The following is a 12,791-nucleotide window of genomic DNA, read 5'->3' as shown; positions in this document are numbered from 1 at the left end:
CTGAGCACGTGACCCCCGGGCCGCACCCGGACCCACCCACCGTCGTGGCGCGCGCCGGGGGGTGGCCCTCAGGCCGGGGGGCCGTTCCGTCGTTGTGCCCACCCGTTCCGCCCTGCGGAACGACTGCCCACAACGACGGAACGGCGGCACCGGCGGCACCGGCGCACAGCAGGACCGGCGCTGGTGGCAACGCGAAGCCCCGCCCTCCCGGTGGACGGGGAGGGCGGGGCCGGTGCAAGCGGGTCAGCCTTCGGCGGGCTCCGCCGTGGGCGCCTTGCGGGTGCGGCGGCGGGGCTTGGCCTCGGCCGGCTGCTGCTCGGGAGCTGCCGCGCTGTCGGCGGACGCGGCAGCCTTGCGGGTCCGGCGGCGCGGCTTCTCCTCGGCGGGAGCCTCCACGGCGGCGGCCTCCGCGACGGCGGTCTCCGCGACCGCGGCCTTGCGGGTGCGGCGGCGCGGCTTCTCCTCCACGGGAGCCTCCACGACCGCGGCCTCGGCCACCGTCTCCGCAGCAGCAGCGGTCTTCCGCGTGCGGCGGCGCGGCTTGGCCGGCGCGGCCTCGTCCGCGACGGGCTCAGCCACCAGGGCCGGAGCCGCGGCCTCCACGGCCACCGCAGCCGCGGCACCCGTGCGCGTCCGGCGACGGCGGCGCGGCGTCCGGCGCTCGGCCGACTCGCCCTCGACACCGTCCACGGCCGGAGCCGACGGAGCCGACGGGGCCTCCACCGCCGGAGCCACAGGCTCCTCCACCGGCGCGCCGCCCCGCGTGCGGCGCCGCTGGCGCGGCGTACGCGTGCGCTCGGCGCGCTCGGGGCGCTCCTCCTCGCGCGTGCGGCGACGCCCGCGCGGACCGCGCCCGCCCGGCTCGCCCAGGTCCTCGAGCTCCTCCGCGTCGAGGCCGGCGCGGGTGCGCTCGGCACGCGGCAGGATGCCCTTCGTACCCTCCGGGATCTCCAGTTCCGCGAACAGGTGCGGGGACGTGGAGTACGTCTCGACCGGGTCGTGGAAGTCCAGCTCCAGCGCCTTGTTGATCAGCTGCCAGCGCGGGATGTCGTCCCAGTCGACCAGCGTGATCGCCGTACCGGTCGCACCGGCGCGGCCCGTGCGGCCCACGCGGTGGAGGTACGTCTTCTCGTCCTCCGGCGACTGGTAGTTGATCACGTGCGTGACGCCCTCGACGTCGATGCCGCGCGCGGCGACGTCGGTGCAGACGAGGACGTCCACCTTGCCGTTGCGGAACGCGCGCAGCGCCTGCTCGCGGGCGCCCTGGCCGAGGTCGCCGTGGACGGCGCCGGACGCGAAGCCGCGCCGCTCCAGCTGCTCGGCGATGTCGGCCGCCGTGCGCTTCGTACGGCAGAAGATCATCGCGAGCCCGCGGCCGTCGGCCTGCAGGATGCGCGCGACCATCTCCGGCTTGTCCATGGAGTGCGCGCGGTACACGTGCTGCTTGATGTTGGCGACGGTCGCGCCCTCGTCGTCCGGCGCGGTGGCGCGGATGTGCGTGGGCTGCGACATGTAGCGGCGGGCCAGGCCGATGACCGCGCCGGGCATGGTCGCGGAGAACAGCATGGTCTGGCGCTTCGCCGGAAGCATGTTGATGATCTTCTCGACGTCGGGCAGGAAGCCCAGGTCGAGCATCTCGTCCGCCTCGTCCAGGACGAGGGTGCGGATGTGCGACAGGTCGAGCTTCTTCTGGCCCGCCAGGTCGAGCAGCCGGCCCGGGGTGCCGACGACCACGTCGACGCCCTTCTTGAGGGCCTCGACCTGCGGCTCGTACGCACGGCCACCGTAGATCGCGAGGACCCGGACGTTCCGGACCTTGCCGGCGGTCAGCAGGTCGTTGGTGACCTGGGTGCACAGCTCGCGGGTGGGGACGACGACCAGCGCCTGCGGGGCGTCGGTCAGCAGCTCGGGCGCCGCCCGGCCGGCCTCGACGTCCGCGGGGACGGTGACGCGCTCCAGCAGCGGAAGGCCGAAACCGAGGGTCTTGCCGGTGCCGGTCTTGGCCTGGCCGATGACGTCGGTGCCGGAGAGCGCGACCGGAAGGGTCATCTCCTGGATGGGAAAGGGCGTGATGATGCCGACGGCTTCGAGGGCCTCGGCGGTCTCGGGAAGGATCCCGAGCTCTCGGAAAGTCGTAGTCAGGGTGCTGCCTCTTCTGTGAGACGCGGCATGAGGCGAACGCTGGGGGTCTTACCGCGCCGGTTTCACCGTCCGGCCGCGGAACGCGGTCGGGTGGCGCGGGACCACTGCCGTCGCTCGAGCGTCATACCGCTGAGGGCCCCTCATGTGCGAGGGCGCACGGAGGGCTGTCGGGTCGGAGCCGATCGGGCCACCGACCGGGCATCCTCATTCATGAGACGGCCCACCGAGTGAATGCGGTGCACGCGAACGTATCCGCATACTCGACAGGCGCAATACCACTGTACCCCGGAATCGCGCAGGTGTGTTGGGACAATTCACAAGGAGGGGGAGGTCACACTCACTGACCAGGCCCTTACGGGGAACGGCGGGCGGGCTATTGTGCGCTTCATGGAGACGCCTGACAACGCCACTGCCGCCGAAGAACCGACCGGGATCGCCGCCCTCGACTGGGCCGGAGCCTCCGCCGACCCCCAGTACCGCGCGGCGGTCGTGGACCTGCTCGGCGCCCTCGCCTACGGAGAGCTGGCGGCCTTCGAGCGGCTCGCCGAGGACGCCAAGCTGGCGCCGACCCTCGCCGACAAGGCGGAGCTGGCGAAGATGGCCTCCGCGGAGTTCCACCACTTCGAGCGGCTGCGCGACCGGCTCGCGGCGATCGACGTCGAGCCGACCGAGGCGATGGAGCCCTTCGCCAAGGCGCTCGACGACTTCCACCGGCAGACCGCCCCGTCGGACTGGCTGGAGGGCCTGGTCAAGGCGTACGTCGGCGACTCGATCGCCAGTGACTTCTACCGGGAGGTCGCGGTCCGGCTGGACTCCGACACCCGCGCGCTGGTCCTGGCGGTGCTGGACGACACCGGGCACGGGAACTTCGCCGTGGAGAAGGTACGGGCCGCGATCGAGGCCGACCCGCGGGTCGGCGGACGGCTCGCGCTGTGGGCGCGCCGCCTGATGGGTGAGGCGCTGTCGCAGGCCCAGCGCGTCGTCGCCGAGCGGGACGCGCTTTCGACGATGCTTGTGGGCGGGGTCGCGGACGGCTTCGACCTGGCGGCGGTGGGCGAGATGTTCTCGCGCATCACCAAGGCGCACACCAAGCGCATGGCGGCACTGGGCCTCGCGGCCTGAACAACAGCAGAGCGTTCCGGACGACGGCAGAGCGATAAGCGGCGGCGGCGGTGACGGTCACGCCGCCGCTGATCGGCGCAAGCGGCGCGCCGGGCGGATCAGCAGCGACAGCAGTACGGCGCAGATCGCGACAGCCCCGAGCAGCGTGTACGGCGCGAAGCCCGGCCCGAGCGCGGCGTGGGCGACGAGCGAGCCGAACAGGCCGCCGAGCACACCCGTGATCAACACGGTGCGCCTGGGCGGAAGACGGTCGGCCAGCCGGTGGAGTGCGGCCCAGGCCAGTGCGAACCCGAGCAGTGCGGAGCCGAGGGCTTCCAGGAACACGCGGATCACCTCGCGGACGGCGGGGCGGGCATATCGGTCGTAGCCCGTCCTACCCGAACCCCGCACGGCGCAACCCTCCCGGCGGCCCCTCCGATACCCGGAAACCGCCCAGGCCACGGGCCCTGCCAGGGGCTCCGCACCGGGCTGTCACCACCCGTTCGGCGCAGCGACGCGACGGGGCCATGGCAGCGGCATGACGCGACGGGTCCATGACAGCGGCACGGCGCGGGAGACACGACAGGGCCCGGCGGGGTTTCCCCGCCGGGCCCTGTCGTGGCGTCCTCGTGCCTCAGAGCGCGCCGAAGCCCACACGGCGTGCCGTGGGCTCGCCGATCTCGACGTAGGCGAGCCGGTCCGCCGGTACGAGCACCTTGCGACCCTTGTCGTCCGTGAGGCTGAGCAGCTGCGCCTTGCCGGCCAGCGCGTCGGCCACCGCGCGCTCGACCTCGTCGGCGGACTGCCCGCTCTCCAGAACGATCTCCTTGGGCGCGTGCTGCACGCCGATCTTGACCTCCACGGCTTTGTCCCTCCGAACGGTCAGCGTTGCGCGGTCATTCGCGCCGTACGCAGCACACATTAGCCCGGAGAGGGGACACGGCAGGGTCCGACCGCGCACGCCAGGAGCGAACAGCCGCGCCGCCCCCGGCGTACGGGACCGTCAGTGGCCCTCCGCTCCGTGCAGCGGGAACCCGGCGATACCCCGCCAGGCCAGCGACGTCAGCAGCTGTACGGCCTTGTTGCGCGGCACCGGCGAGTCGCTGGCCAGCCAGTGCCGGGCCACCACCTGGGAGACCCCGCCGAGGCCCACGGCCAGCAGCATCGACTCGTCCTTGGACAGCCCGGTGTCCTCGGCGATCACATCGGAGATCGCCTCCGCGCACTGCAGGGAGACCCGCTCGACGCGCTCGCGCACCGCGGGCTCGTTCGTCAGGTCCGACTCGAAGACCAGACGGAAGGCCCCGCCCTCGTCCTCCACGTACGCGAAGTAGGCGTCCATCGTGGCCGCCACGCGCTGCTTGTTGTCGGTGGTGGAGCCCAGCGCCGTGCGGACGGCGTGGAGCAGGGACTCGCAGTGCTGGTCCAGCAGCGCGAGGTACAGCTCCAGCTTCCCGGGGAAGTGCTGGTACAGCACGGGCTTGCTGACGCCCGCTCGCTCGGCGATGTCGTCCATCGCGGCCGCGTGATACCCCTGGGCGACGAAGACCTCCTGGGCGGCGCCCAGGAGCTGATTGCGTCGGGCTCGGCGCGGCAGGCGTGTGCCCCTCGGGCGCGCCGCCTCTGTCTGCTCGATGGCTGTCACGCCGCCTCCCAAAATCGATCCTTGTGCGCTGTGCGCCGCGCCCGCCATCGTACTTTTGGGTAACCCCGGTGTGCGCGGTGCGAGCGCAGAATTTCACGTACCGGACGCCGACGGTAGCTGGAGATTCAATGTTGAACTACAGCAAACCGGATCAAACGACGACCCCGGCACTCGCGGCGCTGCCCTCCGCGCTGGTCAGCGGTAGTCCTCCTCGTCCACGGCGACCACGCGCGCCTGTTCGGCCGCGTCCGCCACATTGGCCACACTCGGATCGATCCGGGTCAGCGGGTCGTCGTCCCGCTGCTGCAGCTCCGTGTGCTGCTCCGCGGCGTCCGCCTCGGGGGTCTCCTCGTCCAGCGCGGCCACGGCCGTGCCGTTGTTGTCCTCCGAGACCTCGGCGAGCGTGTCCGGATCGGTGGGGTCGACGGTCATGGGCTCCCCTTTCAACTGGGCTTCCGCCCTAGTTACGAGCGTAGGAGGTACCCCTTCCCGGCGCTATGTGATCTGTGACGGCGAACACACCGATCCGGGCGTGATCGTCTCGTAACATTGCCGCATGTCTTCGACCGAGCTGCCCGCGTCCCCCACCGCCGCGGCGGCGACGCCGCGGGTGAAAGCCGTACGGGTCGCCGAGGGCGAGCGACTGCGCACCGTCGCGCTCCCCGGCCTGACGCTCAACGTGCGCTACCGGCCCGGAGCCGGGCAGGCGGACGGCAGAGCCCCCGCGCTGTACGTGCACGGACTCGGCGGATCCTCGCAGAACTGGTCGGCGCTCATGCCGCTCCTGGAGGACGTGGTCGACGGCGAGGCCGTGGACCTGCCGGGCTTCGGCGACTCCCCGCCGCCCGACGACGGCAATTACTCGGTCACCGGACACGCCCGTGCCGTCATCCGTTTCCTCGACGCCTCCGACCGCGGCCCGGTCCACCTCGTCGGCAATTCCATGGGCGGCGCCGTCGCCACCCGCGTCGCGGCCGTCCGCCCCGACCTCGTCCGCACCCTGAGCCTCGTCTCGCCCGCGCTTCCGGAGCTGCGCGCCCAGCGCGGCGCCTGGCCCACCGCGATGCTGGCGCTGCCGGGCGTGGCGCGGCTGTTCGCCCGGCTCACCCGGGACTGGACGGCCGAGCAGCGCGTACGGGGCGTGCTCTCCCTCTGTTACGGGGACCCCGGCCGGGTGAGCGACGAGGCGCTGCGCGCCGCCGTGGAGGAGATGGAACGGCGCCTCCAGCTGCCGTACTTCTGGGACGCCATGGCCCGCTCGGCGCGTGGGATCGTCGACGCGTACACCCTGGGCGGCCAGCACAACCTCTGGCGGCAGGCCGAGCGGGTGCTCGCGCCGACACTGCTCGTGTACGGCGGGCGGGACCAGCTCGTGTCGTACCGTATGGCCCGCAAGGCCGCGGCCGCCTTCCGCGACGCGCGGCTGCTGACCCTTCCCGAGGCCGGGCACGTCGCCATGATGGAGTACCCCGAGACGGTCGCCAGGGCCGTACGGGAGCTGATCGACGGCCACGAGGGCCGAGACGACGACAGCGGCAGGAGCTGATCCGGGGCGTGGGACGACATAGCCGAAAAGGCCCCGCGCCCGCAGCCCGGGGGGGAGATCGGACCACAGGGTCCGTCGCGCCCGGCACCGGGCGCCGCCGCAGGGCCGCCGCGCCCGAGGCGCAGGAACGCCCTCAGCCCGCACCGCCGCCGTACGGCACGGGGTCCGGCCCCGGGTACGGCACGCCGCCCTACGGCACCCCGGCCTACGGCACCCCGGGGGTGCGCGGCGGTCACCCCGAGCAGCGCGAGCCGGGCGGGGGCTGGGGCACCGCCCCGTACGCCGGTCCGGGCGCGCGGCAGGCGGGCGCCGGCCCGTACGGGGGCGCCGGTCCGTACCCGGATCCCGCGGCCGGTCCGCAGCGGCGGATCGCCCAGGGGCCGCCTCGCGTGACGCAGCCGGGGGCGTACGGCCAGGAGGCCGCGCGGGTCCCGGGGCCGCGGCGCGAGTTCGTGGAGGCCTTCGACAGCGCGGCCGACGGCATGCCGCCGGGCGCCGGGCCGGCCACCGCGAGCGCCGCGGGGGAGCCGGTCGGGGAGCCGATCGGTGACGCCGGGGCCGGGGCCGGGGCCGGGGCCGGTGCCGACGCGGACGGCCGGCGGACCAGGGGCGGCAAGGGCCGTACGTACACCGGCATCGCCGCGGCCGCCGTCACCACCGTGCTCGCCGTCGTCGTCGCGGGCCAGGTCACCGACGCCGGCCGGCAGGACGACCGCGCGGCGCGGGCCGCCGACGCGCCCGAGCGCGACGCCGGCGAGGAACTCCCGTCCCGTTCCGACCGGCGGGCCACGCCGCCGCAGGGACTGCCGTCCGCGCCCGCGCGGCCGGTGACGTACGGGGAGTTGATGGCGCGCCAGTTCCCGTTGAACGCCAAGCTGAAGGGGTCCGGGGAGTTCGAGGCCGTGCCCGGGCTCGACGAGGCGCCCGGCAAGGGGCGGAAGATCCGCTACCGCGTCGACGTGGAGAAGGGCCTGGGCCTCGACGGCCGGCTCTTCGCCCAGGCCGTGCAGCAGACCCTCAACGACGACCGCAGCTGGGCGCACGGTGGGGCCATGACCTTCGAGCGCGTGTCCAGCGGCGATCCCGACTTCGTGATCACGCTGGCCAGCCCCGGCACCACCGGGGTGTGGTGCGCCAAGTCGGGACTCGACACGACGATCGACAACGTCTCCTGCGACTCCGCCTCCACCGAGCGCGTGATGATCAACGCCTACCGCTGGGCGCAGGGCGCGGAGACCTTCGGGCCGGACGCGATGCTCCCGTACCGGCAGATGCTGATCAACCACGAGGTCGGGCACCGGCTCGGCCACAACCACGTCAGCTGCAAGACGCCCGGCGCGCTCGCGCCCGTGATGCAGCAGCAGACGAAGACGCTGGAGATCGACGGCGTCAAGTGCCGGCCCAACCCCTGGGTGTATCCAGGCGATTGAGCGGACCGGCCGGGCTGGCCGAAGCTTGACGGAGTGTGACCGAAACCGTCGGTAGCGCAACGGAACGCGACCAGCCTGCGAAAGTTACGTGCATTCACCCCTTCCGGTGGCGCGATGGACAACCGTCCGTCGCGCCACCGGCATGTCCGCTTACCGTCGTCCCCGCCGCGAGTCGCCGGACCAACGGCGGCCGTGCACAAGGGAGATCGGGGGTGTACTCGTGCGGATCGGACTGCTCACGGAAAGTGGCCACCCGTATGCTTCGGGTGAGTCCAGGCTCTGGTGCGACCGGCTCGTGCGCGGGCTCGCTCAGCACGAGTTCGACATCTACACGCTGAGCCGCGGCGTCGGCCGGGAGGACGAGGGCCCGGTGCGGCTCCCGCCGAACGTCGAGCGGGTGCGGACCGCGCCGCTGTGGGCCCCCGCCGACGACGGCCGCAGCTACGGCCGGCGCGACCGGCAGCGCTTCACCGCGCACTTCGAACGGCTGGCCGCGGCCCTGTGCCGCCCCGAACCGACCGGGGACACCGCCTTCGCCGAAGGGCTCCACGGCCTCGCCGAACTCGCCCGTGACCGCGGCGGCCTGTGCGCCGCCCTCCGCTCCGAGGTCGCCGTCCGCGCCCTGGAGTCCGCCTGCCGCGCCCCCGGCGCACGCCGGAGCGTGCAGCGCGCCACCGTCCCCGACTACCTCGCCTTCGCCGACCACCTGGAGCGCGCCCTACGACCCCTGTCGCTGGACTGGTACGGCCCGGACGGGCTCGGCGCCGTCGACCTCTGCCACGCCGCGTCCGGCGGCACGGCGGCGCTTCCCGGCCTTCTGGCTAAACGCTTCTTCGGGGTCCCGCTGCTGGTCACCGAGTACGGCGTCCACCTGCGGGCGCACTACCTGTCGGCCGGCGCCTCCCCCCTGAGCGCACCCGTGCGCGCCCTGCTCGCCGCCTTCCACGGCCGCCTCGCCACCGAGGTCTACCGCCAGGCCGCCGTCGTCACGCCCGGCAACGCGCACGCCCGCCGCTGGCAGGAACGGTGCGGCGCCGACCGGGCCAAGCTCCGCACGGTCTACCCGGGCATGGAGGCCGAGCGGTTCGCGGCCGTCGGCGAGGACCCCGACGGCGGCGACCCCGCCACCCTCGTCTGGGTGGGCCGGATCGAGCCCGCCAAGGACCTCGTCGCCCTCCTCCACGCGTTCGCCGAGGTCCGCCGGGAGGAGCCCGCCGCCCGGCTGAGGATCATCGCCGCCCCCGTCCGGGAGGCCGAGGCCGCCACCTACGTGGCCCACTGCAAGGCCCTCGCCGCCCAGCTCTTCCCCGACGAGGCCGCCGCCCCGCACGCCGTCGGCGACAACCCCGTGTCCTTCGAGGAGATCGGCGGACCCGAGGCGCCCGGCCTCGCCGACGCCTACGCGGCAGGCAGCGTCGTCGTCCTCTCCAGCGTCGTCGAGGGCTTCCCCGTCAGCCTCGTCGAGGCGATGCTCTGCGGCCGCGCCACCGTCTCCACCGACGTCGGTGCCGTCGTCGAGGTCATCGGGGGCACGGGGCTCGTCGTGCCCCCGCGCAATCCACGGGCGCTCGCCGACGCGTGCCTCGCGCTGCTGCGCGACCCGGAGCGCAGGCAGCGCCTGGGCGCCGCCGCACGCGCCCGTGCGCTCGAACTCTTCACGGTCGAGCAGAACATCGCCGCCTTCCGCGACCTCTACCTCGAACTGCTGTCCCTCGCCCCCGTGCACCGCGAGGCCGAGGCGCTCGACGCCGACGGCGGCCCGCTGCCCTTCGCCCTCACCGCCGAGGCGTACGTCCCGGGGCACTGGACGGCCACCGCCCGCCCCACGCCCGCCTGGGCGGGCGCGACCGCCACCGGGAGCGGCCATGTCTGAGACCCCCAGGGCCACGAGCGCCCGGCGCGGCCCCGCCGACCCGGTCAAGGTGCTGCTCCACCGCCACCGCGAGCTGTGCGAGCGGGCCGTCGACCCCCTGGAGATCGCCGCCGGACTCGAAGCCCACGGCGTCACCGACCGCACCGCCGCCCGCTTCCGCCACCGTGACGTCTTCTCCCTCGCCGAGGAGCTGTACGCGCGCGTGCCGCGCGGGGGAGAGGGCGACGAGACGGCAGGCCGGCCGAGGGGGACCGGTGAGGGGGCCGCGGTCACGGGACGCTCGGTCGGCACCGGGCGGCCGGCCGCCTCCCACCGGGCGCGGTGGCTGCTCGCCGCGGCGCTGCCCGGCGCCGTGTGCGGCCTCGTCGTCCTGGGCGACGCACACACCTCCGGGCCGCTGCGCCTGGCGCTCCTGGCCGTCGGCGCGGTGGCGCTCGCCGGGGCGCTCGCGCTGTCCCTCCGGCGCGGACCGCTGGGCGCGCCGGGGCGTACACCGGTCGGCGCCCGGGTGTGGGGCGCGCTGCTCCTCGCGTACGCGGTGTTCGGCGACGGACTGCTCGACGGGCTGATCCGGGGCGGGCCCGAAACCCTCTGTCCCCCCGCCACCGCGCCGCTCCTCGGGCTGGCCCTCGCCGTCGTCCCCGCCGTCGCGTGCGCGCGGCTGTTCGCCGTACGCGCCCGGCGCCGGCTCACGGGGAGCCGGGGTCTCGACGACTTCACCGCACGCGCCCGGCCCCTGCTCGTCGCGGTGATCGCCCTCTACCTGGCCGCGCTCACGGGCCTCCTCGTGATCGCGGGCCTGGTGCCGGGCACACGCCCCGGCGCCCTCGCCCCGGCCGTCGCGCTCGGCGCGCTGCTCTTCCTGGCCCGGCTGCTCGTCGTCCACGGCTTCCCCGGGCCCGCCGCCACGGCGCTCGGTGCCGCCTGCGCCGCCGAAGCCCTGGCCGCCGCCTCCGTCCTGGCCGGGCGGCTGCCCGGCTGCGACCTGCTCGCGGCGCCCGTGCGGGCGGCCGTGGAGACCTGGGGCACCGCCGCCGTACCGGCCCTCGCCTGCGGGGCGACCGCGCCGGCCCTGCTGGTGCACGCCGTCGCGGTGCTCTCCCGCGCCTCCGCACACGCCCGGCCCTGACCACCGACCACTGCCCACCGACAGCCGACCACGGGCCCCCACGTCCCTCCACTCCCTACCGCACCACCATCACCAAGGAGACATACGAGATGACCCCCCAGACCCCAGCAACGGCCGACCGGCGCGAAGGGGGCGCGCGATGAGGGTGCTGCTGCTCGGTGCCAACGGATTCATCGGCCGCTTCGTCGCCGACCGGCTGCTCGCCGACCCCGCCGTGCACCTCACCGCGCTCGGCCGCCGCGACGACTCCGACGTGCGCTTCGACCTGGCGAGCGGCAGCCCCGGAGCGCTCACCCGGTTCCTCGACGCCGTCCACCCGGCGTCGTCATCAACTGCGCCGGCGCCACCCGCGGCGGCGCCCGCGAGCTGACCCGGCACAACACCGTCGCCGTCGCCACCGTCTGCGAGGCCCTGCGCCGCAGCCGCTGCGGCGCCCGCATGGTCCAGGTCGGCTGTGCCTCCGAGTACGGGCCCTCGCAGCCCGGTTCGTCGACCGCCGAGGACGCGGTGCCGCGCCCGGGCGGCCCGTACGGCGTGTCCAAACTGGCCGCCACCGAGCTGGTCCTCGGCTCCGGCCTGGACGCCGTCGTCCTGCGCGTCTTCTCACCGGTCGGACCCGGCACCCCGGCCGGCTCACCGCTCGGCCGGCTCGCCGAGGCCATGCGCCGCGCCATGCAGTCGGGCGACGGCGAGCTGAAACTCGGCGGCCTCGGCGTCCAGCGCGACTTCGTCGACGTACGCGACGTGGCGCGGGCCGTGCACGCCGCCTCCCTGTCGGCCGCGCAGGGCATCGTCAACATCGGCACGGGTCGCGCGGTACGGCTCCGCGACGCGGCCGCCGTCCTCGCGCGGGTCGCCGGGTACACCGGCGCGCTCCACGAGCTGGACGGCCCGCCGGTCCGGTCGGCGATCGGCGCGCAGCGCGAGGCCCCCGGCGACCACGTGCCGGCCGCCCCGCACCCGTACCCCGACGGCTGCGGCAGCTGGCAGCAGGCGGACGTCCGCACGGCCCGCGACCGGCTGGGCTGGCGGCCCCGGATCAACCTGGAGGAATCCCTCGCCGACATCTGGATGGAGGCCGCATGCCGCATCTGACCAGCGCCGGCAGGGAACTCTCGGCGACCGGCGCCGAACGCCCGGGCTTCGGCGTCCCCGGATACGCGCACCCCCTGCTGGCGCCCGTGGAGTGGGCGGAGCTGACCCGGCCGGGCACGCCCGTGCACTGGGCGGTCCTCAATGTCGCCGACGGGCCGGGCGTCCGGCCCGACCCGCACTGCCTCGAGGCCGCGGGCAGACTCCGTGACGCCGGGGTGCGGGTCATCGGCCACCTCGACCTGGCCCGGGGCGAGCGGCCGTTCGGCGACATCGTCTCCGAGGCCCACCGCTACCTCGACTGGTACCGGGTCGGCGGCTACCTGCTGGACCGCTGTCCCACGGACCGGGACGACCTGCCCGGGGTGCGGCGCGTCACGGCGACGCTGGAGACCGTCCTGGACGGCGCGACCGGCGGGGACCGGGGACACCTCGTACTGGGACATGGGTCACACCCGTACCCCGGCTACGCGGAGATCGCCGACCAGCTGGTGACCTTCCGCGGGCCCTGGACCGAATACCGCTGGTCGCAGGCGGCGGAGTGGACGGCCGACCATCCGCCCGAACGGTTCGTGCACTTCGTCCACGGGGTGCCGCGCACCCATCTGGAAGAAGCCATGCGCATCGCCCGCTGGCAGGGCGCCGGGACGATCTTCTTCACCGACCGCACCGGACAGAACAACCCATTCGAGGCTCTGCCCGGCTACTGGGACGAAATCGTCTCGCAGATCGGACCAGGTGTCTCGGAATGAGAAGGGCCGTGGCAGTGTTACGGGAAGAGTTGTCCCCGCACGCGCGGGGGTAGTCCCGTACTGACATACGACCAACGGAGT

General features: G+C 74.4%; 10 protein-coding genes and 2 pseudogenes. 7 read left to right on the top strand and 5 right to left on the bottom strand.

The genetic code is table 11. The features are described from left to right. Positions 1–255 precede the first annotated feature (255 nt). Positions 256–2,049: pseudogene (locus tag ABEB09_RS10420) on the bottom strand (DEAD/DEAH box helicase); the annotation flags it as partial. Between the two features lie 480 nt (positions 2,050–2,529). Between ABEB09_RS10420 and ABEB09_RS10415 the strand changes: the two are divergent. Next, the gene (locus ABEB09_RS10415; protein WP_345689374.1) at positions 2,530–3,264 is read left to right on the top strand and encodes a ferritin-like fold-containing protein; all 735 of its coding nucleotides are present in this window, start codon (positions 2,530–2,532) and stop codon (positions 3,262–3,264) included. 57 nt (positions 3,265–3,321) lie between these two features. Here ABEB09_RS10415 and ABEB09_RS10410 read toward each other — a convergent pair whose 3' ends face one another. The 4 genes from ABEB09_RS10410 to ABEB09_RS10395 all read right to left on the bottom strand — a co-directional run bounded on the left by ABEB09_RS10410 (position 3,322) and on the right by ABEB09_RS10395 (position 5,320). Beyond that, positions 3,322–3,588, bottom strand: a complete 267-nt coding sequence (locus tag ABEB09_RS10410) for a hypothetical protein (RefSeq protein ID WP_345693899.1) — start codon at positions 3,586–3,588, stop codon at positions 3,322–3,324. Between the two features lie 289 nt (positions 3,589–3,877). Then, positions 3,878–4,105 (bottom strand): DUF3107 domain-containing protein, encoded by a 228-nt coding sequence (locus tag ABEB09_RS10405; protein ID WP_345689372.1) that lies wholly within the window; start codon positions 4,103–4,105, stop codon positions 3,878–3,880. 141 nt (positions 4,106–4,246) lie between these two features. Next, positions 4,247–4,888, bottom strand: coding sequence for a TetR/AcrR family transcriptional regulator (locus ABEB09_RS10400; protein WP_345689370.1), 642 nt, complete (start codon positions 4,886–4,888; stop codon positions 4,247–4,249). Between the two features lie 195 nt (positions 4,889–5,083). Further along, a complete protein-coding gene (locus ABEB09_RS10395; RefSeq protein ID WP_345689368.1) occupies positions 5,084–5,320 on the bottom strand; it encodes a hypothetical protein in 237 nt (78 codons plus the stop codon). A 124-nt stretch (positions 5,321–5,444) separates the two neighbouring features. Here ABEB09_RS10395 and ABEB09_RS10390 point away from each other — a divergent pair, with 124 nt between their 5' ends. The 6 genes and pseudogenes from ABEB09_RS10390 (at position 5,445) to ABEB09_RS10365 (ending at position 12,710) form a co-directional block, all read left to right on the top strand. After that, on the top strand, positions 5,445–6,434 hold the full coding sequence (locus ABEB09_RS10390) for an alpha/beta fold hydrolase (protein ID WP_345689366.1): 990 nt from the start codon (positions 5,445–5,447) through the stop codon (positions 6,432–6,434). Between the two features lie 8 nt (positions 6,435–6,442). Then, complete coding sequence (locus ABEB09_RS10385; protein ID WP_345689364.1) at positions 6,443–7,864, top strand: DUF3152 domain-containing protein; 1,422 nt, start codon at positions 6,443–6,445, stop codon at positions 7,862–7,864. Positions 7,865–8,084: 220 nt separating this feature from the next. Further along, on the top strand, positions 8,085–9,737 hold the full coding sequence (locus ABEB09_RS10380) for a DUF3492 domain-containing protein (RefSeq protein WP_345689362.1): 1,653 nt from the start codon (positions 8,085–8,087) through the stop codon (positions 9,735–9,737). Continuing rightward, positions 9,730–10,866: a hypothetical protein gene (locus ABEB09_RS10375; protein ID WP_345689360.1), complete on the top strand. Its 1,137-nt coding sequence runs from the start codon at positions 9,730–9,732 to the stop codon at positions 10,864–10,866. The genes ABEB09_RS10380 and ABEB09_RS10375 overlap by 8 nt, the downstream gene beginning before the upstream one ends. A 139-nt stretch (positions 10,867–11,005) precedes the next feature. Continuing rightward, a pseudogene (locus tag ABEB09_RS10370) lies at positions 11,006–11,961 on the top strand (NAD-dependent epimerase/dehydratase family protein). Then, positions 11,949–12,710, top strand: coding sequence for a spherulation-specific family 4 protein (locus ABEB09_RS10365; RefSeq protein ID WP_345689358.1), 762 nt, complete (start codon positions 11,949–11,951; stop codon positions 12,708–12,710). The pseudogene ABEB09_RS10370 and the gene ABEB09_RS10365 overlap by 13 nt, the downstream one beginning before the upstream one ends. Positions 12,711–12,791: the final 81 nt, after the last annotated feature.

The organism is Streptomyces coeruleoprunus (assembly GCF_039542925.1).
Classification (GTDB): Bacteria; Actinomycetota; Actinomycetes; order Streptomycetales; family Streptomycetaceae; genus Streptomyces; species Streptomyces coeruleoprunus.
This window is presented reverse-complemented; position numbering and strand designations above follow the sequence as displayed.

Excerpts from the sequence above, each read along its gene's own strand:
- ABEB09_RS10395 (WP_345689368.1), bottom strand. The coding sequence starts at position 5,320 with ATGACCGTCGACCCCACCGATCCGGACACGCTCGCCGAGGTCTCGGAG.
- ABEB09_RS10365 (WP_345689358.1), top strand. The coding sequence starts at position 11,949 with ATGCCGCATCTGACCAGCGCCGGCAGGGAACTCTCGGCGACCGGCGCC.
- ABEB09_RS10390 (WP_345689366.1), top strand. The coding sequence starts at position 5,445 with ATGTCTTCGACCGAGCTGCCCGCGTCCCCCACCGCCGCGGCGGCGACG.
- ABEB09_RS10415 (WP_345689374.1), top strand. The coding sequence starts at position 2,530 with ATGGAGACGCCTGACAACGCCACTGCCGCCGAAGAACCGACCGGGATC.
- ABEB09_RS10375 (WP_345689360.1), top strand. The coding sequence starts at position 9,730 with ATGTCTGAGACCCCCAGGGCCACGAGCGCCCGGCGCGGCCCCGCCGAC.